We start from the raw sequence: 24,124 nt of genomic DNA, 5'->3' as shown, positions 1-24,124 counted from the left end.
GGGCGATTCAAATTGACGCGGTCGAGCATCATCGCGCGGGTGACCGAGAACAGGGTCTGCAAGGACACCGACTGGCGCTCGATGGAGTCGCCGGCCTCGAACTTGACCCGGTTCGCTTCGGTAATAGCCAGAATGACCGTCAGTGCCACAACCATGACCAGCACCGGTAGCAGCAGGGGCACCCGCAAAGAGTGGCGAAGCATCGCAATTACCCTGAACGCGTTTAGCGCTTGGATCGAGTGCCGCCGCAAGCTTTGGGGCGATCGGACGTCGCCGTTATCGCCTGTGACACACGATGCTCAAGCGGCCCCTTGCCGCTCGGCGGTGCATACGATAGCTCAAGCCGATCGATTCGACAGGGCGGCGGATGCGCTGCGTCGCTTTGCGTTCAAGAATGGTCGACCTCGTTGCAAAGTCGAGGCAAGACCGGGAGGACGGGGCGGGTATGGGTAGAGGAGAGCGCTGTGGGTGTTGATCGATCGCCGGCAACTGGCATGAGCGGACGCACGCGGTGTATCGACACAAACAAAAGGCCGACTCTCATAAGCCGGCCTTCTCCCCTCCATCAAACAAATCAGATCAGGCTTTTGCAAACGCCAGCAGATCCTGGTTGAACTGGTCGGCATGGGTCACCGGCAAACCATGCGGTGCGCCGGCATAGATCTTCAGTTCGGCGTTCTTGATGATCTTGGCCGAGAGCTTGCCGGATGCATCGATCGGCACGATTTGGTCGTCCTCGCCATGCAACACCAGCGCCGGTACATCGATCTTCTCCAGGTCTGCGGTGTAGTCGACCTCGGAGAATTCCTTGATGCAGTCGTACTGGCCTTTGTGGCCGCCCAGCATGCCCTGCAACCAGAATGAATCGCGCATGCCCTGGGTGACGCTGTGGCCGTCGCGGTTGGCGCCGAAGAACGGCGTGGTCAGGTCCCGATAGAACTGCGAACGGTCCTTGGCCACACCATCGCGAATGCCGTCGAAGACGCTCATCGGCAGGCCGCCCGGATTGGTCTGGCTCTTGACCATCTGCGGCGGCACCGCGCCGACCAGCACCACCTTGGACACCCGCTGGCTGCCATGGCGGCTAACGTAATGCGCTACTTCGCCACCGCCGGTGGAATGGCCGACCAAAATCGCGTCCTTCAGGTCCAGCGCGTCGATGACGGCGGCCAGGTCGTCGGCGTAGGTGTCTATGTCGTTGCCGTCCCAGGTCTGTGTCGAACGACCGTGGCTGCGACGGTCGTGTGCGACCACGCGGAAGCCGTGTTGGCCCATGAACAGCATCTGCGCATCCCAGGCATCGGCGCTGAGCGGCCAACCGTGCGAGAACACGACCGGCTGGCCCTTACCCCAATCCTTGTAAAAAATATTGGCGCCGTCGGGGCTGGTGACGAAATGGGACATCGGCTTGACTCCGTTGTTGGTCGGGTGGGGCGGTGTGGAGGACTACGCCTGTAGCGACACAGCGCTCACCAAGGTCGCAAGCCACAACGCTGCCACGGCGACTGTTCCGGAGATGAGAAATCTGCTGCGCGGTGCGTTGGCCTGATGTTGCTTACCAGAATTGCCGCGTCACTGCAGCGCGGTACCCCACAGCAGCTTGCAGTTCAAACCCACGATCACCGCCGCGATCACCCAGGCAATGCGCACCAACCACGCCGGTGCCACCAGCGCACCCATCAATTGACGGTCCGACACGAAGCGCACCAGCGGAATCACCGCAAACGGCAGCTGCATCGACAACACCACCTGGCTGAGCACCAGCAGCCGCGCAGTGCCGGCTTCGCCGTATAACCAGGTCACAATCACCACCGGCACAATGGCGATGCCACGGGTCAACAAGCGGCGCATCCACGGCGGCAGCCGCAACTGCAAAAAGCCTTCCATCACGATCTGCCCAGCCAATGTCGCAGTCACGGCGGAGTTCACGCCAGAGGCCAGCAGCGCGACCGCAAACAAGGTCGAAGCCAGCCCCACGCCCAGCATGGGTGCCAGCAACGCATGTGCCTGTTCGATCTCCTGCACATCGGTGCGGCCCTGTGCATGAAACACCGCCGCTGCCAGAATCAGGATAGAGGCATTGATGAACAACGCAAACATCAACGCCACTGTACTGTCTGTGACCGCCCAGCGCAGTGCCGACTTGCGACCCCCATCGGTGCGCGGATACGCACGCGTCTGCACGATCGACGAATGCAGATACAGGTTATGTGGCATCACCGTCGCACCGATAATGCCGATCGCCAGATACAAAGCCTGCGGGTCGGTGACCACTTGCGCGCGCGGAATGAAGCCGCCCAACACGGCGGCGATTGGCGGGGCGGCCAGCGCGATTTGGATGCCGAAGCACACGAAAATGATCAACAGCAACGCGATCACAAACGCTTCCAGCGCGCGGAAACCACGGTTCATCAACAGCAACACCAGCACCACATCGACCGCAGTGATGATCGCGCCCAAGGTCAGCGGAATGCCGAACAGCAATTTCAGCGCGATGGCGGTGCCGATCACCTCGGCCAGGTCGCAGGCGATGATCGCCAGCTCGCACAATCCCCACAGCGCCAGATTCACCCCGCGCGGGTAACGCGCCCGGCAGGCCTGCGCCAGATCCAGACCTGTCGCGATGCCCAAGCGTGCCGACAAACTCTGCAACACGATCGCCATCACGTTGGACAGCAGGATCACCGACAGCAGCAGATAGCCGAATTGCGAGCCGCCGGCCAGATCGGTGGCCCAGTTTCCCGGGTCCATGTAGCCCACCGACACCATGTAGCCCGGCCCCAGAAACGCCAGCAACCGGAACCACCAGTGGCCGCCCTTGGGCACGGCGACGCTGGCATGGTGATCGCCCAGACCGCCATTGGCGGAATGCGGCGCAGAGCTGGGCGGATGAACGGGCGAGAGGGCGTTGGCGGACATGCGAGACGGCGTCAGCGAGAGATCGGGTCAATTATATAGCAACTGCTATGCTGTTGAGCATTGGCAATCTAAATCGTAATGATCGGCCGCGTACTTCACACTACGCTTCCAGGCAATCGCGCCGGACGTGATGACGAGGATGCGGGTGGGCAAGAGCGAAAAGCAGGAAGCAGCCGCGCCGGTGCTGATTGATGCGCAGGTGCATATGGAGAGCTTCCGTCAGGTGCGCGAAGCGCGCCGCGCCGAGCTGGTCGAGGACTATGTGGAACTCATTTCCGATCTGCTGGTCGACGGTGGCGAAGCGCGTCAGGTCGATATCGCCGCGCGCCTGGGCGTGGCCCAGCCGACCGTGGCCAAGATGCTCAAGCGGTTGGTGCGCGATGGCTGGGTGGTGCAGCGCCCCTACCGCGGCGTGTTCCTGACCCCGGCCGGCGAGGCGCTGGCGGCGTCCAGCCGGGAGCGCCACCAGATCGTCGAGCGCTTTCTGTTGGCGCTGGGCATCGACGAAGCCACCGCGCGCCGCGACGCCGAGGGCATCGAGCACCATGTCAGCGAAGCCACTGTCGCCGCGTTTGCGGCGTTCCTGGATCGCCAGGGCAGCAGCGCCGCGTGAGCACATCGTTGGACACGCCCCTCGACGCTGCGCAGTCACTGATCGACCAGCAATGGATGCAACGCGCCCTGCAGCTGGCCGAGCGTGCCGAGCGCGACTATGACGAGATTCCGGTCGGCGCGTTGCTGGTCGATGCCGATGGCAACGTGTTGAGCGAAGGCTGGAATTTCAACATCGCCAGCCACGACCCCAGCGCGCACGCCGAAATCATGGCCATGCGCGACGCTGGCCGCCTGCTCGTCAATCACCGCCTGATCGGCTGCACCTTGTACGTCACTCTGGAGCCGTGCGCGATGTGCGCAATGGCAATGATCCACGCGCGTATCACGCGGGTGGTATTCGCCGCCAGCGACCCCAAGACCGGCGCCTGCGGCAGCGTGTTCGACCTGTTGGCCGACCCGCGTCACAATCATCGCGTGCAGGTCAGAGGCGGTGTGCTTGCAGCAGAAGCGAGCTTGCGGCTGACCAATTACTTCAGGGCCAAGCGTGGCAAGCCGCCCCTCGCGCCCTGAGCGGCGCGGCCGCGGTATGATGCGCGCCCTTCAGCATCTGGCCGGCGACGGCCCTCCACAGGACGGCGATATGGCAGACAACCTTGCGGGCAACGACCGACTGATCTGGATCGATCTGGAAATGACCGGGCTGAATACCGATCGCGATTCCATCATCGAGATCGCCACCATCGTGACCGATGCGCAGTTGAACGTGCTTGCCGAGGGGCCGGAACTGGCCATTGCCCATCCGCTGGAAACGCTCGAAGCGATGGACGAATGGAACCGCAATCAGCACCGCCGTTCGGGGTTGTGGCAGCGCGTGCTCGACAGCCAGGTCACCCATGCGCAGGCCGAAGCGCAGACCGTGGCGTTTCTGGGCGAATGGATCCGTGCCGGCGCCTCGCCGATGTGCGGCAACTCGATCTGCCAGGACCGCCGCTTTCTGCACCGGCAGATGTCGCGTCTGGAGCGCTACTTCCATTACCGCAACCTCGACGTATCCACCATCAAGGAACTGGCACGCCGCTGGGCGCCGACGGTGGCCAATGGTTTTGCCAAGAGTTCGGCACACACCGCACTGAGCGACGTGCGCGATTCGATCGACGAGCTGCGCCACTATCGTCAGTTCATGGGCGCGTTGGGCGGTGCCAACCAGGGTGGCGCTCAGGGTTGAGGGCCGTTTGTGGTTGGCTGCACGTCGCCGATGTGCTGCAGAAGCTCTCAGGTTTAGTCAAGCAACCCGGCTGAACCAGCAAGCGACAGACCAGGCAAGCAACAAAAAAGGCCGCATCACTTGATGCGGCCTTTTGCGTTACAGATTGCTTTACAAACCAAAGCGCACTCAACGTGCCAACGACGGCCCCTTGCTCAAGTCGCCATCGTCGGTGATGCCTTTCAGCAACAGATCGGAGATCGGCTTGCCGTCGGCATCGTGGTGATACACATGCAGGTCGCGCTGCGGATACGGGATATTGAGCCCGTTTTCCAGCAATTGATTGCGAATCTGCTCCAACGTGGTGCTCTTGGCCGCGCCGAAGTTGCCGTTAGTAGCATACGCAAACAACATCAGATCTACCGTAGTTTCGCCAAGGTTGGTGACCTGCACGAACGGTGCCGGCGAATCCAGAATGTTGGGATTCTCTTTGGCGATCTGCAGCAACAACTGCTGGGCTTTTTTCAGATCATCTTCATAACCAACGCCAACGTTCACTTCAAGACGACGGTTAGGCAGGGTGCTGTAGTTGATGATCGGCGAAGTGGTAATGGTGCTATTGGGCAGGGTGATCATGCGTTCGTCGAACGAGCGCAGCCGGGTCTGGAAGATACGGATCTCGTCCACGATGCCTTCCTGGCCGGCGATCACCACATGGTCGCTATCGCGCATCGGCCGCAACACGATCAGCATTACGCCGGCGGCGATGTTGGACAGCGAATCCTTCAACGCCAAGCCGACCGCCAGCCCTGCTGCACCAAGTACCGCGATCAGCGAGGTCGGCGGTACGCCGATCTCGCTCAACGCGCTCACGAACACCAGCACTAGCAATAACGCATACAACACGTTGCGCAGGAAGTTGGTCAGCGTGATCTCGATACGCGCGCGGGTCAGCGCACGGTGCAGCCATTGGCTGAGCTGTTTGGCCAGCCACATGCCGACCACCACGATCAGCAGAGCCAGCCCCCAATTGAGCGCATAGTGCGCCCACGGGATGTTGGCCCAATTGAACGCCTGCTCCGCGGCCTTGGCGGCTGCCGCTGCCGGCTTTGCGGCGACTGCTCCCGCAGCCGCCGCCAATACCGCAGCCAACAGTCCCATCAGCTCTCGCTCTTCAACTTGCCCAAGCGCAACCAGGTTTCGACCACGGTGTCAGGATTCAACGACACCGACTCGATGCCTTCCTGCATCAGCCATTCGGCCAGCTCCGGGTGATCCGACGGCCCTTGGCCGCAGATGCCGACGTACTTGCCCTTGGCGCGCGCCGACTTGATCGCCATCGACAGCAGCTTCTTGACCGCCGGGTTCCGCTCGTCGAACAGATGCGCCACGATCGACGAATCGCGATCCAGGCCCAATGTCAGCTGTGTCAGATCGTTGGAGCCGATCGAGAAGCCATCGAAGATCTCCAGGAACTCATCGGCAAGCAGCGCATTGGACGGCAGCTCGCACATCATGATGATCTTCAGGCCGTTCTCGCCCTTCTTCAGGCCGTTCTGCTCCAGGACCTCGATCACCTTGCGGCCTTCTTCTAGAGTGCGCACGAACGGGATCATCACCCAGAGGTTGTCCAGGCCCATCTCGTTGCGCACCTTCAACACCGCCTTGCACTCCAGCGCGAACGCCTTGGCGAAGGACGGATCGACGTAACGGCTGGCGCCGCGGAAGCCGATCATCGGGTTCTCTTCGTGCGGCTCGTAACGCGAACCGCCGATCAGGTTGGCGTACTCGTTGGACTTGAAGTCCGACAAGCGCACGATCACCGTGTGCGGCGCCACCGATGCGGTCAGCGTGGCGATGCCTTCGGCCAGACGATTGATGTAGAAGCTCACCGGATCGCCGTAACCGGCGATCTTGGCGTCGATCTTCTTGCGGACGTCGGCGTCCTGCTTGTCGTACTCGAGCAGCGCGTTCGGGTGGATGCCGATATGCGCGGCAATGATCATTTCCAGGCGCGCCAACCCGATACCGGCGTTAGGCAGCTGGCCGAAGTCGAACGCGCGCTCCGGGTTGGCCACGTTCATCATGATCTTGAGCGGGGCAGGCGGCATGTTGCCAAGATCGGTGGTGGTGCGCTCGAACGGCAGCAGGCCGTCGTAGATGAAGCCGGTATCGCCTTCGGCGCAGCTCACCGTCACTTCCTGACCATCGCTGATCATGTCGGTGGCGTTGCCCGAGCCGACCACGGCTGGCACGCCGAGCTCGCGCGCAATGATCGCCGCGTGGCAGGTGCGGCCGCCACGGTTGGTGACGATTGCCGAAGCACGCTTCATCACCGGCTCCCAATCGGGGTCGGTCATGTCTGCCACCAGCACGTCGCCGGCCTGCACACGGTTCATGTCCTCCAGCGTGCGCACCACGCGTGCAACGCCGCTCCCGATTTTGGCACCGACCGCGCGGCCTTCGACCAGGATCTTGGCATCCTTGGCATCCACCGAGAAACGCTCGATCTGGCTGGCGTGACTGCGCGACTTCACCGTCTCAGGGCGTGCCTGCACGATGAACAGCTTGCCGCTGACGCCGTCCTTGGCCCACTCGATATCCATCGGGCGGCCGTAATGCTTTTCGATCACCAGCGCCTGCTTGGAGAGCTCCTGCACGTCTTCGTCGCTGATCGAGAAGGTATTGCGCAGTTCCACCGGCGTGTCTTCGGTGCGCACACGCTCGCCGGGCACCTCCGAATACACCATGCGGATCGCCTTGCTGCCGAGCGAGCGGCGCAGGATCGCCGGCTTGCCTGCGCTGAGCGTGGGCTTGTAGACATAGAACTCGTCCGGATTGACCGCACCTTGCACGACCATCTCGCCCAGGCCGAAGCTGGAGGTGACGAACACCACATCGCGAAAGCCCGATTCGGTGTCCAAGGTGAACAGCACACCGGCCGAACCGACGCCCGAGCGCACCATCAACTGCACGCCGGCTGAGAGGAACACGTCTTCGTGCTTGAAGCCATGATGTACGCGATAGGCAATCGCGCGATCGTTGTAGAGGCTGGCGAACACTTCCTTGACCTTATGCACGACATCGTCGGCGCCGGTCACGTTGAGGAAGGTTTCCTGCTGACCGGCGAACGAGGCATCGGGCAGATCTTCGGCGGTTGCCGACGAGCGCACTGCCACGGCGACTTCGCCGCCGCCGTTTTCGGCGCACAGCTCTTCGTAGGCGGTGCGGATGTCGCGGTCCAGTTCGGGCTGCAGCGGCGCATCGATCACCCAGCCGCGGATTTCCTTGCCGGCGATGGTGAGCGCAGTGACATCTTCCACGTCCAGCGTGGCCAGCTTGTCGAAGATGCGCTTGGACAAATCGTTGTGTGCGATGAAGTCCTTGAAAGCTTCCGCAGTGGTCGCATATCCACCGGGAACCGAAACGCCAAGACCGGCCAGGTTGCCAATCATCTCGCCAAGCGAAGAGTTTTTACCGCCTACGCGGGCCAGATCGACCAGGCGTAGCTCATGCAACCACAGGATATTCTCGTTCAAGCGCGATGCTCCGTAAGGCCATCGCCCTAGCGGGCTGGATGGCCGCGACCGTAGGAAGAAGTCGCTATGATGCAGTGCACAGCGGAATCTGCACAAGCATGAACCCGTAAGTTTTGAACACCAGCTTCAAAGAGGTGGTCTTGATGTCAACAATTCGACCGGTGTTCTACGTCTCCGATGGAACCGGTATCACCGCTGAAACGATTGGGCACAGCCTGCTTACGCAGTTCAGTGGATTCAACTTCGTCACCGACCGCATGTCGTTCATTGACGATGCAGAAAAAGCGCGCGATGCCGCGCTGCGTGTGCGCGCCGCTGGCGAGCGGTACCAAGTGCGTCCGGTGGTGGTCAATTCGTGCGTCGATCCACAATTGAGCATGATCCTGGCCGAAAGCGGCGCGTTGATGCTGGATGTGTTCGCGCCCTTCATCGAGCCGCTGGAGCGTGAGCTCAACGCGCCGCGGCACTCGCTGGTGGGTCGCGCGCACGGCATGGTGGACTTCGAAACCTATCACCGCCGTATCAATGCGATGAACTTCTCGCTGAGCCACGATGACGGCATTGCGCTCAATTACGACGAGGCCGATGTGATTCTGGTGGCGGTGTCGCGCGCGGGCAAGACGCCGACCTGCATCTATCTGGCATTGCATTACGGCATCCGCGCCGCCAACTACCCATTGACCGAAGAAGATCTGGAAAACGAGAGTTTGCCGCCGCGGCTGCGCACTTACCGCAGCAAGCTGTTCGGTCTGACCATCGACCCGGAGCGGCTGCAGCAGATTCGCCAGGAGCGGCGTGCCAATTCTCGCTACAGCGCGGCGGAGACCTGCCGGCGTGAAGTGGCCACTGCCGAACGCATGTTCCAGATGGAGCGCATTCCCACCTTGAGCACCACCAATACCTCGATCGAGGAAATCTCCAGCAAGGTGTTGTCCACGCTGGGGCTGCAGCGCGAGATGTTTTGAGGACGGCGGGGCAGTGCTCTGCAAAGATAGACCTGCCGGTGGCCGGTCGTCAATGCTGCCCGTGCGGCAGCGCAGCGTGTAGGATCGGTCTATGGCGCAAGCACTGAGCAAACTCGAACGCATCCCCAAGTTGAGCCGATTTGGCTGGCTGATGGGCTTGTACGCAGAAAACTTCCAGCACCTGACCCGACTGTTCGCACCAGCCGACCTCGCTCCCGGCTCCTATGTGTCGTCGATTGGCGACGGGCTGAACCTGCGTCTGGATGTGCTCGAGTGCCACCGCTACACGGTGGAGCTGCGGCTGACCTACGACCTGTGCGACCCGGTGACCGGGGAACCCGACCCTTCCGCGTACGTGCGCCTGTACCGCGACGCGCGCCAGGCCGAGACCACGCATTGCTATGTCGGCCGCCGCTGGCAGGACGTGATGGGTATGTTCCCGCCGCCGGCCGAGCTGATCAGCCATCGCATGCGCATGAATACATTCCTCGGCAAGTGGCTGGACTATCTGGCCGAGCGCGGCCATGGCGTTGCTACGCTGCGCCGGGATCACGATTACGTTGCACCGCCGCGCGCCAATTCGCAGATCGGCTGAGCGGGCGCGTCGCTGCCGTCCCCACTCGTTGTTGACGACGCGTCCGCTGTTGATGGCGCATCGGCCATACTGATGTGCTTCGTGTCAGATCGCGTGCCATGCCCTATACCCCTATCGTCGCCACACTTGGCTACCTGTTGTCGCCGGACGGCAGCCAGGTCCTGATGATCCACCGCAATGCCCGCCCCGGCGATCAGCACCTGGGCAAGTACAACGGGCTCGGCGGCAAGGTGGAACCACATGAAGACGTGCTGGCCGGCATGCGCCGCGAAATTCGCGAAGAAGCGGGCGTGGAATGCGGCGAGATGCAACTGCGCGGCACCATCAGTTGGCCCGGCTTCGGCAAGCACGGCGAAGACTGGCTGGGCTTTGTCTTCCTGATCCACAGCTTTGAAGGCGAGCCGAAGGCCTCGAACCCTGAAGGCACGCTGGAGTGGGTGGCACTCGAGCGCATGGAGCAGCTGCCGATGTGGGAAGGCGACCGCAATTTCCTGCCGCTGGTGTTCGATGGCGACCCGCGTCCGTTCCATGGCGTGATGCCGTATCGCAACGGGCGCATGCAATCGTGGACGTACTCGCGCATCTGAGCACATGGGTCCGCTAGCGAGCGCGAGGGTGGTCTTTCCCGCATATCGAGGCTGCGTTGAACCCAGCTGTCGCACCGAGCACTTCTCCACATCCGCTGTGGATGAAACCTGCGCAAGTCTGTGGGCAACTCTGCACGCGCCTTGCGGCGCAAGGCTGTCAAGTCGACTGGTGAAATTTTCGCCAGTAACGATTACTGCGCCGTCCAGCCGCCATCGATGGCGATCGACTGGCCGGTGATGTTGCGCGCGGCATGCGACATCAGGAACGCGACCGTGCCGGCCAGTTCGTCGTACGCGATGAAGGCGCCTTTGGGCATCGGCTTGAGCATCACATCGCGGATCACCGCATCCTCGGCAATGCCGCGCGTGCGTGCCTGGTCGGCAATCTGGCGCTCCACCAACGGCGTGCGCACATAGCTGGGGCACAGCGTGTTGACGGTGATGTCGCAGTCTGCGGTTTCCAGCGCGATGACCTTGGCCAGCCCGACCAGGCCATGCTTGGCCGCGACATAGGCACTTTTGTAGGGGCTGGCCACCAACGAGTGGATGCTGCCGATATTGACGATGCGCCCGTAGCCGGCTTCACGCATACCGGGCAACACTGCACGGCTGAGCCGTGCGGCACCGGTCAACATCACCTCCACCAGCAACGCCCAGCGCTGCATCGGGAAGTCTTCCAGCGCGGACACATGCTGCAGCCCGGCGTTGTTGATCAGCACCTGCGGCGCGTGCGATGCACTGGCCAGTGCACGCACGATGCTGTGGTCATCGGTCACGTCCAGCGCCAGCGCTTCGGCCGAACCGCCGGCGTCGCGCAAGCTATGCGCAGTAAGCGCGGCGGCCGCCAGGTCCAAATCGCTGACGATGAGATGGTGGCCATCGGCGGCCAGCTGGGTGGCGATGCCGCCACCAATGCCGCTGCCTGCGCCGGTGATCAGGATGCTGCGCATCGGGTGTCCTTATCTGGAATCGTGCGCGGCCAGGGGCGGCAACGCTGGCCACCAGACTAGCCGAGTCCTGCGAAACGGTCGCCTGCATGGAGCGCGCGCGTTACCCTTTGCGCCTCGATCACCCCAGGCTGCGCATGAAACGCCATTTCTCGATGCTGCGCGATTTCCAACTCGCTGACTGGTTCACGTTGGCCAACGCCTTCTGCGGCACTGGCGCGGTGTTTGCCTCGATGCGCTTTATGCAGGAAGGCTATCGCGGCGACCTGCTATTGGGCATGGCGCTGATCCCGCTGGCGTTCGTGTTCGATGCGCTGGACGGGCACGTGGCGCGCTGGCGCAATGCGTCCTCAACGCTGGGGCGCGAGCTGGATTCGCTGGCCGACGTGATCTCCTTCGGCGTGGCGCCGGCGGCGCTAGGCTATGCCTGCGGCATGCGCGGCGGCTGGGACTGGTTGGTGCTGAGCTATTTCGTCTGCTGTGGCGTGAGCCGGTTGGCGCGCTACAACGTGACCGCCGAAGAGATCGCAGGTGAAGCCGACAAGGTGCCGTATTTCGAAGGCACGCCGATTCCCAGCAGCCTGCTGCTGGTGATCCTGCTTGCGGTGGTCACTAGCAGTGGCCATATCGGCGAAGGCCTGTGGTGGGGTCAGTGGCAGCTCGGTCCGTGGCAGTTCCATCCCTTGGTGCTGCTGTTTGCGGTCTCCGGCTCGCTGATGATCAGCAAGACGCTGCGCATTCCCAAACCTTGACCGGCACGCAGGGACACACGCGGTAGGATGGCTCGGTGAACAGTCACAGGAAGGGATGATGGCAAGCAGCGGTTCGGACAATGGCAACGAAGACAAGGCGCGCCAGTACTGGAACGCCTGGGGAGATGCCATGCGCCACGGCCAGTCCGGCTCCGCTGCGCCGCCAGGTGCGGTTCCAGGCATGGGGCCGGGCACGGATGCACCGCAGGACTGGCGCAAGGCGATGGATTGGTGGTCGCAGTTGCTGCCCACCCAAGCCGCACCGCAGGCGCAGGAGGCGATCGACCGCTTCCGTGCTCAGGCCGGCGACTGGTTCGGCACCATGCAACAGGTGGCCGCGCAGTTTGCCGGGTGCGATACCTCGGCCAACGAAGTCTCCGATGCCTGGCACAAAGCCGTGCAAGGGCAGGGCGAGCAATTGATGCAGTGGACGCTGGGCTCGTTGCGTGGCGGCAGCCCAGGCGGATTCGACCCGTGGCTGCAGCAAGCAGCGCAGACCCTGGAAAAGTGGCAGCAGGAAAACGCGCCCTGGCTGCAGATGCCGGCATTCGGCTTGAACCGCAATTATCAGGCGCGCTTGCAGACGCTGGCACGCGCGCAGCAGGACTATCAGGCGCAATCGCAGGCCTATGGCGAGCAACTCAAGTCGGCCATTGAGCAGGCGTTCGGGCGTTTTACGTCCAAGCTGGGCGAGCATGAAAGCAGCGGCAGCCAGCTGACCAGCGCGCGTGCCTTGTTCGATCTGTGGATCGAGGCTGCCGAAGAGTCTTACGCCGACATCGCGTTGTCCGACCGGTTCCGCAAGGTGTACGGCGGCTTCGCCAACGCGCACATGCGCTTGCGTGCCGTATTGCAAGAAGAAGTGGAGCAGCTGAGCGAACGCTTCGGCATGCCGACACGTTCGGAGATGGATGCCGCGCATCGCCGCATTGCCGAGCTGGAGCGCGCGGTGCGACGGATGCTGCGCACTGCAGAGAGCCCGGCGAGCAAATCTGCGGCAGCGCCGACCGCAGATCCGGTTGCGCCGTCCACTGCCAAGCGTGCTTCGTCGTCCACGGCGAGCGCAGTGTTCGAAGCAGCACCTTTAGCGAGCGCCGTCAAAAAGACTGCAGCTAAAAAGACTGAAGCTAAAAAGTCTCCGGCCAAACAAGCGACCGCTTCGAAATCGGTCTCCAGGCCAGTTACTGGCAAGCCCGCCAGCAAGCCAGCCGCACGTAAGCCACGTGGAGCGCAGGCATGAAAGGCCCGTTGGGATTCAGCGCCGAAGACCTGATGCAGGAAACCCTGTCGATGCAGCGCAAGCTGCGCGAAGGGCTCAAGCTGCTGCCCGGTGTGGAAGACGTGGATTACGGCGTCACCGAGCGCGAAGAAATCTGGCGCGACGGCAAGGTGGTGCTGTATCGCTTCGTTGGCGAACAGGCGCCGGTGGCCAAGACGCCGCTGCTGATCGTCTATGCGTTGGTCAATCGCCCGTACATGGTCGATCTGCAGGCCGACCGCTCGCTGGTCAAGGGCTTGCTGAGTCATGGGCAGGATGTCTATGTGCTGGATTGGGGCTACCCGGACCGCTCCGAGCGTTACCTCACGCTCGAGGATTATCTGCTGCGCTATATCGATGGTGCGGTGGACCATCTGCGCGCGCAATCAGGTTTGGAAGCGGTCGATGTGCTCGGCATCTGCCAGGGTGGCACGTTCTCGCTGTGCTACGCCGCGTTGCAGCGGCCCAAGGTGCGCAACCTGATCACCATGGTCACGCCGGTGGATTTCCACACCCCCGACAACATGCTCTCCAGCTGGGTGCGCATGGTCGATGTGGATCTGTTTGTCGATACGATGGGCAACGTGCCGGCGGATCTGATGAACGCCAGTTACCTCATGCTCAAGCCGTTCCGGCTGAATCTGCAGAAGTACGTCGGCTTGCTCGACATCCTCGACGACAAGCAGGCGCTGGAAGATTTCCTGCGCATGGAAAAGTGGATCTTCGATTCGCCGGATCTTGCTGGCGAAGCCTTCCGCGAATTCGTCACGCTGTTCTATCAGCGTAATGGGCTGGTGACAGGGCAGGTCACCATCGGCGGGCAGGCGGTCGATCTGCAGGCCGTCGACATGCCGGTGCTGAACATCTACGCCGAACACGATCACCTGGTGCCGCCGGATGCCTCGCGTGCATTGCGTGGCCTGGTCGGCAGCGAGGATTACACCGAACTGAGTTTTCGCGGCGGGCATATCGGTATCTACGTCTCCGGACGTGCGCAGCGCGAAGTGCCGGTGGCGATCCATCGCTGGTTGCAGGAGCGTGGCGGCAACGCATGATGCGATGCGGCGGTGCGATTCGAGCATCCGCCATGACGCCAAGTACGCCGCCGTAGCCATCACGAACTGCTGTCGTTGTGCTTTTTAGACTACGCGTAACGTTTGAAGGAGGCTTCCCATGTCCACAAGTACCTCGCTGTCCCGTTCTCTCAACGATCGCATTATCGCCGGTGTCGTCGGCGGCATCGCGCGCCGGCTCGGTTGGAGTTCCACCCTGCTGCGCGTGTTGTTCGTGATCGTTTCGATCGCCTCTGCCGCATTCCCCGGCATCCTGGTCTATCTGATCCTGTGGCTGTTGATCCCCAATCAGGCCGATTGACGCCCATCTGGCGCGGGTGGTCCGCAGTGCACGTGTTGGGCGCGCTGTGGACGCTGCCCAATACCGTGCTTGGCATCGTGATCGGTGCAGTTGGCAGCTGCTTTGGCGCGCGCCCGCGCTGGTCCAGCCATGAGCTTGCGTTGGTCTTCCACGCTTGGCCGTGGGGGCCGTGGGGGCCGGGTGGGGCGATGACGCTGGGCAATGTCATGCTGTTGAAAGGTGCCTCGCTCGATTTACAGTGCAGCACTTATGCGCATGCCGCCGGACGTTGTCAGCATCCACCAGTGCGTTTGGGCGATCACGAACGCGCGCACGTTTACCAATATATGTTGCTCGGACCGCTGTTCTTGCCGGTCTACTTTCTGTGTGGCGGCATCCATGTGCGCAACCCGCTGGAACGTGCTGCCGATACCTATGCAATGCATGGCCATGGCTGGTGGCCGTGGTGGTTTCAGCCCAATCGCGAGAAACCGAACAGCTCGGACAAGGGATGAGGTTCGCTTTCCAGTTGCGCGCGCAGTAGCCCTGCGCCGATCGCGCTCTAGGTGATGCCGTTGCCGCCGTAAGCCGTTGCGAACGACACGCGCGGCACGTATTGCGCGTGGGCGCCGAAGATCGGCAGCCGCTCCGCAGTTTCGGCGAAGGTGCCGCCCCAGGCGAACACCGGGCGCAGGCTCACATCCGGCATCGTCTGGTGGATATTCTTCAGCAGCGTCTTCAGTTTGCCCATGACACGCGCATCGCTACGTGCGGGGATATCGATAGTGTCGTCTTCGCCGCCGGCCAATACGCGTCTATCCGGCGTGCTGCGCAGGTACACAGACGGGCGCGCGGTTTCCCACATCATGGTGTGCTTGAGCGCTCCCATCTCGCTTTTGGTCCATGCGGTGTCGTAAGAGAGTGGGCGGGCTGCAATTTGATGGCCAAGTGAAGTGAAACGGTCGTGCAGATCGAGCGGACGCGCCACCGTCACCAAACCGCAAACAGCCGGCGTTAACGTGCGTGGAAAGCTCCTCACGGCACGGTCGTTATGCTCGCGCCACTAACGTAGTCACAGTTGTTAACGAGGGTGTGGGTATGTCGATCGTTCTGTACGTCGGTGGCAGCAAAGATGGCGACAAAGGTGTTGTCCCTTACGGGTTCAGCAAGTCGCGTGCGATGACCGATGCCGGCCCGGAGGTCTATGTCGAGCGCATGGTACCGCTGAAAAACGTTGGCAAGATCCGTGTAATGGCGCTCGAATCGTTGCAGGAGAGCATTCTGGTCGAGCGCGCAGCCACCCATTACGCGCGCCGCGTCAGTTGAGCGCATCGGCATAGGTTTAGGACAGCGCTGTCAACGGTTCCTGCGGCGGGGCAGCACTGCGAAAATGCTTTTTTCAGTGAAGCGGTTCCAACCGCGCCGCGCCGCCAGGCACAACCCTCGCGATCTCCGTTCTCACCACGTTCGCATGCTCGATCGCCGCCGCGCAACCTGCGGTCTTCGTACAGCCTCGCAATCCCGACCGCGCCGTCCTGCCCATCATCTCCGGCACGAAGGTTAACCCTCCCTTCGGATTATGCACCGTAGGAGCGGTGGTGGTGCCCACGAGCATCTTCAGCAGGCTGACGCAATACCAGCGCGCCACACGATGGATCCTGCTGGCCAAGCACTGCGCAGCCCTGCACGATACCATTCACATGGGCACCGCTATCGGCACAGTCGTGTGGCAGTCGGGCGCGTCGGACTTCGAGCTTGTGCGGGTATCGCCCGAGCCGGATGCGACAGCGGTGCTGTACTGCGCCTCTCACCGCAGTGCGGCCTTCTGCAATCCTATCCAGAGCTACACGCCCCTTGCGAACAACCAGGTCTTCATGCCTCGTGCCGGGCGGGAGGCGCGACTCGCCGTCACCGGGTGGTCGAACGCGCCGAACGAGCGGTTCTGCACGAGCGGCTGGGTCAGCGGCGTCCGCTGCGTGTGGCAGGGGATCACTCTCGTGCCGGGAATGATCAGGCCGAGTTATGAGCACATCGCTGCCGCCGCCTCGTCCGAGTTTGACAGCCTCGGCAATGGCGACTCGGGCGGACCGGTCGTCACCTACGACCGGCACCTGATCGGGATTATCGCTTCCGGCGAGCACAACGGCCGTTCCATCCTCTACTACACGCCGATGCAACAGGTGCTGCACTAGCTTTACAGCTACATCCTCGCGCCGGCCGATCTGCCTACCGCCGTCGGCGAAGACAACCCGCTCTCCGCGGGCAGCGCGAACGCTGGCTGGGAACTGGCGCCGGCAGGCGGCTGAGGGCTGGGGCGCGAGCTGCTGCCGGATGAAGGCGAGCACGTCGGCGTTCAGGACGTCGGCGTGCGCCTGCAGCAGCTCGTTCGGGTACCCCGGGTAGATCTTCAGCGTTGCGTTGAGAAGCAGCTCGGCCTGTTCGAGGGCACGTGCTGGTAGGGCACGACCTAGTCATCGTCGCCCGCCATGACGAGCACCGGCGCCATGATGGCCTTGAGGTCATGGCTCTGCTCGGCCTCGAAGAAGGCCGTTATGCACTCGTAGTGGGCGAGCGCGCTGCCTCATTCTCTGCCGCCACCAGTGACCCACGAAGGGCGTTGTGCCGTATGGCTTCAGCAAGTCCGGCACCATGACCGCCATTGGCTCTGAGAAATATGTTGCGCGCATGGTGCCGTTGAAGGACGTCGACAAGATCCGCGTGATGGCGTTCGAATCGCTGCACGAAAGCATTCTGGTTGAGCGCGCAGTCACCCATTCCGCGCGCCGCGTCAGCTGAGCGCGTCGGCATAGGTTTACTGCGGCCCTGTCAACGGGTTCCCGCAGCGGGCCAGCACTGCGAAAATGCTTTTTTCAGTGAAGCGGTTCAGGCCGCGCCGTCATGATCGATAGTCAGCTTGCCCAGCAGATCGCTCGCACCATCGCCGACGAGATCGGTGCCCAACCCGCCCAGGCGCGCGCCGCCATCGGCCTTCTCGACGAAGGCGCCAGCGTTCCGTTCATCGCCCGCTACCGCAAGGAAGTCACCGGCGGCCTGGACGACACCCAGCTACGTAATCTAGAAACACGCCTGACCTACCTGCGCGAGCTGGAAGAGCGCCGTGCGGCGATCCTGTCCAGCATCGGCGAACAGGGCAAGCTCAGCGACGCATTGCGCAAAGAGATCGGCGCGGCAGATACCAAATCGCGCCTGGAAGACCTGTACCTGCCCTACAAGCCCAAGCGCCGCACCCGCGCACAGATCGCGCGCGAAGCCGGCCTGGAGCCGTTGGCCGATGGTTTGCTGGCCGATCCAAGCCAGGCGCCGGAAGTGGCCGCTGCGCCGTTCATCAATGCTCACAAGGGCGTTGCCGACGTCAAGGCGGCGCTGGAAGGCGCACGCGCGATCCTGATGGAACGCTGGGGCGAAGACGCCGCCTTGGTTGGCGAGTTGCGCGGTTGGTTGAACGAGACCGGTGTCATTCGTGCGCGCGTAGCCGAAGGCAAGGAAGAGGCCGCTGCCAAGTACCGCGATTACTTCGATCACGTTGAATCGTTGGCCAGGATTCCGTCGCACCGCTTGCTGGCGCTGTTCCGCGCGCGCCGCGAAGAATTTTTGTATCTGGATCTGGACCCGGGCAGCGACGCCGAGGCCGGCCACCAGTACGCCGAGGGGCGCGTTGCACTGAGTGCAGGCATTTCCAACCAGGGTCGTCTGGCCGACCGGTGGCTGCTGGACGCCTGCCGGCTGACCTGGCGCGCCAAGCTACACATGCATCTGCTGCTGGACCTGTTCAACCAGGCGCGCGAGAAGGCCGAGGCCGAGGCAATTGCGGTGTTTGGCGACAACCTCAAGGACCTGATGCTGGCCGCGCCGGCCGGCGCACGCGTGGTGCTCGGGCTCGACCCTGGCATCCGCACCGGCTGCAAGATCGCCGTGGTCGATGCCACCGGCAAGCTGGTGGCCACCGAGACGATCTATCCGCATGAGCCCAAGCGGCAATGGGACCACTCGCTGCAGACGATCAAGAAGCTGTGCCTGCAGCACAACGTTGAGCTGATCGCGATCGGCAACGGCACTGCCAGCCGCGAGACCGACAAGCTGGCCGGTGAAGCAATCGCGCTGTGCGGCGCAACCAAACTGCAGAAGGTCGTGGTCAGCGAAGCCGGCGCGTCGGTGTATTCGGCGTCCGAGTTCGCGGCCAAGGAATTTCCGAATCTGGACGTGTCGATACGCGGTGCGGTGTCGATCGCGCGACGTCTGCAGGATCCGTTGGCCGAGCTGGTCAAGATCGAACCCAAGGCGATCGGCGTGGGCCAGTATCAGCACGATGTGGATCAATATCGGTTGGCCAAGGCGTTGGAAGCGCGCGTGGAAGATTGCGTCAATGCGGTCGGCGTGTTCGTCAATACTGCTTCGGCGGCGCTGCTATCGCGCGTGTCCGGGCTGTCGAGCACGGTGGCGGAAAATATCGTGCGCCATCGCGACGACAACGGCCCGTTCAAGCGCCGCAAGGATTTGCTGAAGGTACCGCGGTTGGGCGACAAAACCTTCGAACAATGCGCCGGTTTCCTGCGCATCGCCGATGGCGACGAGCCGCTGGACGTGTCGGCGGTGCATCCGGAGGCTTATCCGGTGGTCGAGCGCATCGTCGGCAGCACTGGTAAGCCGATCAAGGCGTTGCTGGGCGACGGCAGCTTTCTGCGCGGACTCAAGCCGGAGCTGTTCACCGACGAGCAGTTCGGTGTGCCGACGGTGCGCGACATCCTCAAAGAGCTGGAAAAACCCGGCCGCGATCCGCGCCCGGAGTTCAAGGCAGCCCAGTTTGCCGAAGGCATTGAGGACATCAAGCACCTCAAGCCCGGCATGGTGCTCGAAGGCGTAGTCAGCAATGTTGCTGCGTTCGGCGCCTTCGTCGATATCGGCGTGCACCAGGATGGTCTGGTGCATATCTCGGCGCTGTCGGACACCTTCGTCAAGGATCCGCGCGATGTGGTCAAGGCCGGCGACATCGTCAAGGTCAAGGTGTTGGAAGTGGACGTGGCACGCAAGCGCATCGCACTGACGTGTCGTCTGTCCGACACGCCACCGCCGGCCGATGCGGCAGCCCAATCGCGCGATCACCGCGGCAATGGTGGCCCGGGGCAGGGCCGGCGCGACAGTGGCGCCGGACGTGGTCCGGCGCATGGCAACAGCAAGCTGCGTACCACGGCACCGCCGGCCGACAACGCACTTGCCGCCGCATTTGCGCGCGCCAAGCGCACTTGAGTGATGTTGCCCGGCTGCTTGTTTTGAAGTGATTGGGTAGTTGCGGATAGATCAGTTGTAAGGCGGGGATCTGCGGCTTGGCCGTGTGGCGCTTGCCGCTCGCCAAGCGCATCTGAGCGATGATGCGCGGTCGCTGTCTTGGAGTAGTTGGACCTTGCGAATAGATCGGTTGTAGAGCTACTGATCTGCGGTTTGGCTGCAGGGCCCTTGCCCGCCCACCATCGCGGGACACGCCGCAAGTACGTCCTTGTAGGCTCTTACGCGGCATCCATGCCGCGTAAGGTCCCGCGACGGTGAGCGGGCAAGGACCAGTCGAGATGGTCGGTGTGCATGGTTGCAAGCAGGACATGACGTGCGTTGTTTGGATGACGCCGGGTCCGATCAGCTTCCTAACGCAAGCCGAGCAACAGGCAGGCTTTCAAAGAAACCGCCTCCAAACTCCCTTGTGCGGTGTCCTTGCCGCTTGCGGGACCGTGTGGCGGCATGTATGCCGCCACCGAGCCTCCACGGACGGATTCACGGCGTGTCCTGCGAGCGGCGAGGGCACCGCGCCCTAGGCTAACCAAGCGTTTGATCTACCAGTCTTTTGAACCATCTTAGCCACGCACTCGTCGAGCGGCGCACGACGAGTGGCGCACGAAGCGGTGGTGCATGGTCAGTGCCAGTCGGATGGTGAACCATTTCGCCTTGTTAGCAGCGCTCGGCGATATCAAACCTCGTCCAGTAGCGCGCTCTTCGGCAACATCAAACGTTCGATCAGATCGACCAGACCGGGCGGCTCCACCTGCGCATCGAACCCGTCAATGACGGCGCGGTCGCGGTCTTTTTCGCGTACATAAGCAGTCAGTGCGATCGCCGGAATATGCTGCGGCAGGTCGGCGCGGCCAGAGCGTACCGTGCGAATCAAATCGTAGCCATGGCGCACCGGCATCGCGATGTCGCTGACCAGTACATCGAATTGTGCTTCTGCCAGACACTGCTCGGCGGCATTCACCGAGCCGGCCGCCTGCACCTGCGCGCCCGCGTGCATCAGGAACTGCATCACCGCCTCGCGCGAATCCTGATCGTCGTCGATCAGCAGCAAGCGCACGCCCTCCAATCGCCCATGGCAGTCGGCCGGCAACGGACCGACCTGCATCGTTTCCGCCGAGGCCGGACGTAGATCGCTGACGCCGTGCTGGAACGGCAGCACGATGGTGAAGATCGATCCCTTGCCTTCGCCATCGCTGGACGCACCCAGACTGCCGCCATGCAGATCGATCAGCTGGTGCGAGATCGACACACCCAATCCCAACCCACCCACACGACCTGTCGTACCTGCATCGGCCTGCCGAAAACGATCGAACACGTGTGGCAGAAAGTCGGCCGCACTGCCCATGCCGCTGTCCTGCACGCATAGCCGCAGTCGCTCGTCTTCGATGTCCAACGCCACCCGCACCGTTCCGCCTTGGGAGGTGAATTTGAGCGCGTTGCTGAGCAGGTTGGTCAGCACGTGCTGCAAGCGCCCGGCATCGCCGAAGAACCATAATTGGCCTTGCTTGGGCGCATCCATTTCCAAAGTGATCTGGCGTGCGAGCGCGGCCGGTTGCATCAGTTCCACCGTGCTGCGTTCCAACCCGGCGATGTCGAAATGCTCCGGTTGCAGACTGGTTTTGCCGGACAGGATCGCGCATCACGATGATGGCCATGCCCTTGCCAAGATTGGCCGATTCAAAAATTTCCGACTGCATCAGCCGCGACCAGCCCAGGATGGCATTGAGCAGCGTGCGCCATTCGTGGCTGAGCGTGGCCAGAAACTCGTCCTTGACCCGGCTGGCATGCTCGGCTTGGCCGCGCGCGGCGGTTTCGGCCTGCAGCGACAGCTTGAGCTTGGCATCTGCGCGCGTGCGTTCGATGACGATGCCGGCCAGATGCGATGCAGAGCGCGCCATCGCCTGCTCGCGCAGCGAGGGCAGGTGAGCACGGTCGTAGTAGATACTGAGCGTGCCCAGCACCTGACCATTGCTGTCCAGAATGGGCGTCACGCAGCAGGCCACGATGCCCAGTGCCGATGAAACGGCGTGATGGTCGCTCAAGCTGGGGTCTGCCTGAATGTCGTTGCAGATCACCTGCCGCCCAAGGTAGGCCGAGCGCGCGCAGGGCGGCCCGTTCGGCCCGATCGGCGATGCTTCGAAATGCCCGCAGTACTCGATCGGAAAGTGCGGCGCCGAAGCGAAATTCAGCATTTTTCGGACTTCGTCCAGCACCATCACTGCGCAATACAACGGAATCTCGCCACGCGCTTCCACGCTCAGTGCGATGGCATCCAGCACCAGCGGCAACGGTGCACCGGTGGTGATCAGACCCAAGATGGCACGGTCCGAGTCGGTGGCATCTTCGATGTGTTTGCGTTCGCAGATGTCGGTGAGCGAGCCGATATGGCCCAGGAAACGCCCGTCGCTGGCGAAATGCGGCGAGGCGGTATCGATGCACCAGCGCTATTGTCCGTCGTGGCGACGCACGCGGTATTCGGCAATAAATTCACCGCGCTGCTGCAGCGATTGTTCGAATGTCTCCCGCACGCGCGCGGCATCGTCGGGATGCATGACATCCCACCAGCCTTGATCCATCGCCTGGTCTTCGGCCTGCCCGGTGTACTCGTACCATCGTTGGTTGAAGTCGTGCGGTTGCCTATCCGATGCGGCGATGAAGATGATCTGCGGCAGCGTGTCGGCCAGACGACGCAAACGCGCTTCTCCGGCGGCGAGCTGCTGCCGCGCTTTGGCCCGTTGCATGGATTCCCAGCAGCGCGCCGCGACCAATGGCACCAGTTCGATCTCAGTCGACAACCAACGTCGCGGTGCACTTCGGTGCACGCCGATCGCTGCGACCAGCCTGCCGTGCTTGTGCAGGGGAATGGCTAGCGACGCACGTAGGCCGGAGCGGCGGTACTGCTCCACCACATAGTCCGGTGCACCGGGCGCGGTGGCATCGGTCGTGAACCACGGGCGATTTTCCAGCAAGGCCTCGCGCAGTCCTTGCGCCACTTCCAGCGGGAAATCGCCTTGCAGGCTAGGCATGCCCTGCACGTGGTCGTTGATTCCGTGCATGGTCTTGCCGCCCGCACCCGCCAAGCCGAACGCACAGCGATTGGCCTGCAGATGCTCGCCGAGTAGGCGCACGCTGGTGTTGATGATCTTGACGCGGTTCGGACACGTGCTGTCGCGCGTCCTCGAGCATCAACAAGAAGCTGTCGCGACTCTCGCTGCGGCATTGCTGTGTGACGTCGAATCCTTGCACTAAAATCGCATCGATGCGGCCTTCGCTATCGCGCATCGGCTGGTAGAGAAAATCCACAAAGGTCTCATAAAGCGCACTGCCGGGCGTGCGCTGCAGAAAGGGTTGATTGACGCTTTCGATGATGTAGTCGGGTCCGCGCAGCACCGCCATGAAGACGGGCGATTGATCGAGCGCCGTTGATACAGCTGGCGGCTCGGGGTCTCTGCAGACAGCACGCACGTTGGCGGCATGCAGGCCGGCACATACAATGTGCCCAAGCGTTCGCTGGTGGCATCCAACGCAGGGCTGCACGCCCATTTCGATAGATTCAGTGCAGGATTTGCATCGACATGCACGCCGTTGGAGGCGCGCGTGTTCGTCAGTGTTGCAAGTGATTGTCCGAACGCCGCCGGATGCCGCTCACCCAGCAGCGCGATGCAGGCATCGTTGTAGATGCAGTGCGACGCATTGCCCCAGACCAGCAGCATCGGAACCTGCGCATGCAGACACACCGACAAAGTGGTGCGGAACGCCGAGCTGCTGCGCAACAACATGTCGGTGGCGCATGCGGATGCGCGCAACAACACGGCAGTTTCGCCCGTCTCCGGCAGTAGGCCGGTAAACGGCGACACGGCGATATCCATCCAGCGACCCGCCTGTGAAGCTTCGATCCACGATTCTAGTGGGAACCGTGGCGGTAGCGACGGCTTCCGTACCCGCCGACAGGCGCGGCAAGCGTTCGTTATTTAGATGAGAGCGCGCAGAACTGCGACGTAGCTGGAAACCCTGCGGATTCCGCACAGTGGCCGGGTTCGCTTAGGCGTTGCGCAACCGTGCTGTTCGTTGCCTTTAGGGCACCTCGAACAACCAAGTCGTAGCCGTGGTGACACGCACTGGATGATGACCATACCTTCAAAAAATCAGCGA

General features: G+C 62.6%; 20 protein-coding genes and 4 pseudogenes. 15 read left to right on the top strand and 9 right to left on the bottom strand.

The annotated features are described in order from the left end of the window. Window positions 1-11: 11 nt before the first annotated feature. The 3 genes and pseudogenes from XpopCFBP1817_RS08785 to XpopCFBP1817_RS08775 all read right to left on the bottom strand — a co-directional run. A pseudogene (locus XpopCFBP1817_RS08785) lies at window positions 12-203 on the bottom strand (Cache 3/Cache 2 fusion domain-containing protein); the annotation flags it as partial. A 376-nt stretch (window positions 204-579) separates the two neighbouring features. After that, complete coding sequence (locus tag XpopCFBP1817_RS08780) at window positions 580-1,404, bottom strand: alpha/beta fold hydrolase (RefSeq protein WP_128416831.1); 825 nt, start codon at window positions 1,402-1,404, stop codon at window positions 580-582. A 168-nt stretch (window positions 1,405-1,572) separates the two neighbouring features. Next, complete coding sequence (locus tag XpopCFBP1817_RS08775; RefSeq protein ID WP_128416830.1) at window positions 1,573-2,919, bottom strand: Nramp family divalent metal transporter; 1,347 nt, start codon at window positions 2,917-2,919, stop codon at window positions 1,573-1,575. Between the two features lie 145 nt (window positions 2,920-3,064). Between XpopCFBP1817_RS08775 and mntR the strand changes: the two genes are divergently transcribed. From mntR to orn, 3 genes are all read left to right on the top strand, one after another. Beyond that, window positions 3,065-3,532, top strand: coding sequence for a manganese-binding transcriptional regulator MntR (gene mntR / locus XpopCFBP1817_RS08770; protein WP_128416837.1), 468 nt, complete (start codon window positions 3,065-3,067; stop codon window positions 3,530-3,532). Further along, a complete protein-coding gene (gene tadA, locus XpopCFBP1817_RS08765) occupies window positions 3,529-4,044 on the top strand; it encodes a tRNA adenosine(34) deaminase TadA (protein WP_128416829.1) in 516 nt (171 codons plus the stop codon). The genes mntR and tadA overlap by 4 nt, the downstream gene beginning before the upstream one ends. A 70-nt stretch (window positions 4,045-4,114) precedes the next feature. Next, complete coding sequence (gene orn, locus XpopCFBP1817_RS08760; protein WP_128416836.1) at window positions 4,115-4,699, top strand: oligoribonuclease; 585 nt, start codon at window positions 4,115-4,117, stop codon at window positions 4,697-4,699. A gap of 168 nt (window positions 4,700-4,867) precedes the next feature. Here the strand turns inward: orn and XpopCFBP1817_RS08755 are convergent, their stop codons facing one another. Further along, a complete protein-coding gene (locus XpopCFBP1817_RS08755) occupies window positions 4,868-5,839 on the bottom strand; it encodes a mechanosensitive ion channel family protein (RefSeq protein ID WP_128416828.1) in 972 nt (323 codons plus the stop codon). Further along, window positions 5,839-8,217 (bottom strand): phosphoenolpyruvate synthase, encoded by a 2,379-nt coding sequence (ppsA, locus tag XpopCFBP1817_RS08750; RefSeq protein WP_128416827.1) that lies wholly within the window; start codon window positions 8,215-8,217, stop codon window positions 5,839-5,841. Before ppsA ends, XpopCFBP1817_RS08755 begins: the two co-directional genes overlap by 1 nt. Before the next feature lie 143 nt (window positions 8,218-8,360). Here ppsA and ppsR point away from each other — a divergent pair, with 143 nt between their 5' ends. The 3 genes from ppsR (at window position 8,361) to XpopCFBP1817_RS08735 (ending at window position 10,364) form a co-directional block, all read left to right on the top strand. After that, complete coding sequence (gene ppsR / locus XpopCFBP1817_RS08745) at window positions 8,361-9,182, top strand: posphoenolpyruvate synthetase regulatory kinase/phosphorylase PpsR (RefSeq protein ID WP_128416826.1); 822 nt, start codon at window positions 8,361-8,363, stop codon at window positions 9,180-9,182. Window positions 9,183-9,273: 91 nt separating this feature from the next. After that, window positions 9,274-9,777, top strand: coding sequence for a DUF1249 domain-containing protein (locus XpopCFBP1817_RS08740; RefSeq protein ID WP_128416825.1), 504 nt, complete (start codon window positions 9,274-9,276; stop codon window positions 9,775-9,777). A 98-nt stretch (window positions 9,778-9,875) separates the two neighbouring features. Then, a complete protein-coding gene (locus XpopCFBP1817_RS08735; protein ID WP_128416824.1) occupies window positions 9,876-10,364 on the top strand; it encodes an NUDIX hydrolase in 489 nt (162 codons plus the stop codon). A 191-nt stretch (window positions 10,365-10,555) separates the two neighbouring features. Here the strand turns inward: XpopCFBP1817_RS08735 and XpopCFBP1817_RS08730 are convergent, their stop codons facing one another. Continuing rightward, window positions 10,556-11,314, bottom strand: a complete 759-nt coding sequence (locus XpopCFBP1817_RS08730) for a 3-hydroxybutyrate dehydrogenase (RefSeq protein WP_128416823.1) — start codon at window positions 11,312-11,314, stop codon at window positions 10,556-10,558. 86 nt (window positions 11,315-11,400) lie between these two features. Here XpopCFBP1817_RS08730 and XpopCFBP1817_RS08725 point away from each other — a divergent pair, with 86 nt between their 5' ends. The 5 genes from XpopCFBP1817_RS08725 to XpopCFBP1817_RS08705 all read left to right on the top strand — a co-directional run bounded on the left by XpopCFBP1817_RS08725 (window position 11,401) and on the right by XpopCFBP1817_RS08705 (window position 15,189). Further along, window positions 11,401-12,063, top strand: coding sequence for a CDP-alcohol phosphatidyltransferase family protein (locus XpopCFBP1817_RS08725; protein ID WP_208619581.1), 663 nt, complete (start codon window positions 11,401-11,403; stop codon window positions 12,061-12,063). Window positions 12,064-12,118: 55 nt separating this feature from the next. Continuing rightward, window positions 12,119-13,303, top strand: coding sequence for a class III poly(R)-hydroxyalkanoic acid synthase subunit PhaE (gene phaE, locus XpopCFBP1817_RS08720; RefSeq protein ID WP_128416822.1), 1,185 nt, complete (start codon window positions 12,119-12,121; stop codon window positions 13,301-13,303). Further along, on the top strand, window positions 13,300-14,376 hold the full coding sequence (locus XpopCFBP1817_RS08715; RefSeq protein ID WP_128416821.1) for a class III poly(R)-hydroxyalkanoic acid synthase subunit PhaC: 1,077 nt from the start codon (window positions 13,300-13,302) through the stop codon (window positions 14,374-14,376). Before phaE ends, XpopCFBP1817_RS08715 begins: the two co-directional genes overlap by 4 nt. Before the next feature lie 118 nt (window positions 14,377-14,494). Further along, window positions 14,495-14,695, top strand: a complete 201-nt coding sequence (locus tag XpopCFBP1817_RS08710; protein ID WP_128416820.1) for a PspC domain-containing protein — start codon at window positions 14,495-14,497, stop codon at window positions 14,693-14,695. Continuing rightward, window positions 14,692-15,189 carry a hypothetical protein gene (locus XpopCFBP1817_RS08705; RefSeq protein WP_167393877.1) on the top strand — a complete coding sequence of 166 codons (498 nt, stop codon included), beginning with the start codon at window positions 14,692-14,694 and terminating at the stop codon, window positions 15,187-15,189. Before XpopCFBP1817_RS08710 ends, XpopCFBP1817_RS08705 begins: the two co-directional genes overlap by 4 nt. Here XpopCFBP1817_RS08705 and XpopCFBP1817_RS08700 read toward each other — a convergent pair. After that, window positions 15,147-15,569: pseudogene (locus XpopCFBP1817_RS08700) on the bottom strand (FAD-dependent oxidoreductase); the annotation flags it as partial. The gene XpopCFBP1817_RS08705 and the pseudogene XpopCFBP1817_RS08700 overlap by 43 nt on opposite strands. 203 nt (window positions 15,570-15,772) lie before the next feature. Between XpopCFBP1817_RS08700 and XpopCFBP1817_RS08695 the strand changes: the two are divergent. From XpopCFBP1817_RS08695 to XpopCFBP1817_RS08680, 4 genes are all read left to right on the top strand, one after another. Then, a complete protein-coding gene (locus tag XpopCFBP1817_RS08695) occupies window positions 15,773-16,000 on the top strand; it encodes a hypothetical protein (protein WP_128416818.1) in 228 nt (75 codons plus the stop codon). A 275-nt stretch (window positions 16,001-16,275) separates the two neighbouring features. Next, window positions 16,276-16,866: a trypsin-like serine protease gene (locus XpopCFBP1817_RS08690; protein ID WP_244171117.1), complete on the top strand. Its 591-nt coding sequence runs from the start codon at window positions 16,276-16,278 to the stop codon at window positions 16,864-16,866. A 457-nt stretch (window positions 16,867-17,323) separates the two neighbouring features. Continuing rightward, window positions 17,324-17,470, top strand: a complete 147-nt coding sequence (locus XpopCFBP1817_RS08685) for a hypothetical protein (RefSeq protein ID WP_167393876.1) — start codon at window positions 17,324-17,326, stop codon at window positions 17,468-17,470. Between the two features lie 102 nt (window positions 17,471-17,572). After that, complete coding sequence (locus XpopCFBP1817_RS08680) at window positions 17,573-19,939, top strand: Tex family protein (protein WP_128416816.1); 2,367 nt, start codon at window positions 17,573-17,575, stop codon at window positions 19,937-19,939. A gap of 709 nt (window positions 19,940-20,648) precedes the next feature. On the opposite strand, the pseudogene XpopCFBP1817_RS08670 reads toward XpopCFBP1817_RS08680, so the two are convergent. Both XpopCFBP1817_RS08670 and XpopCFBP1817_RS23715 read right to left on the bottom strand, forming a co-directional pair. Then, a pseudogene (locus XpopCFBP1817_RS08670) lies at window positions 20,649-23,203 on the bottom strand (GAF domain-containing protein); the annotation flags it as partial. A gap of 254 nt (window positions 23,204-23,457) precedes the next feature. After that, window positions 23,458-23,841: pseudogene (locus XpopCFBP1817_RS23715) on the bottom strand (histidine kinase); the annotation flags it as partial. Window positions 23,842-24,124 lie beyond the last annotated feature (283 nt).

Origin of the sequence: Xanthomonas populi (assembly GCF_002940065.1) — a bacterium.
In the GTDB taxonomy this organism is placed as follows: domain Bacteria; phylum Pseudomonadota; class Gammaproteobacteria; order Xanthomonadales; family Xanthomonadaceae; genus Xanthomonas; species Xanthomonas populi.
Note: the sequence above shows the minus strand (reverse complement) of the source record. Positions and strands in the feature narration are given on the sequence as shown.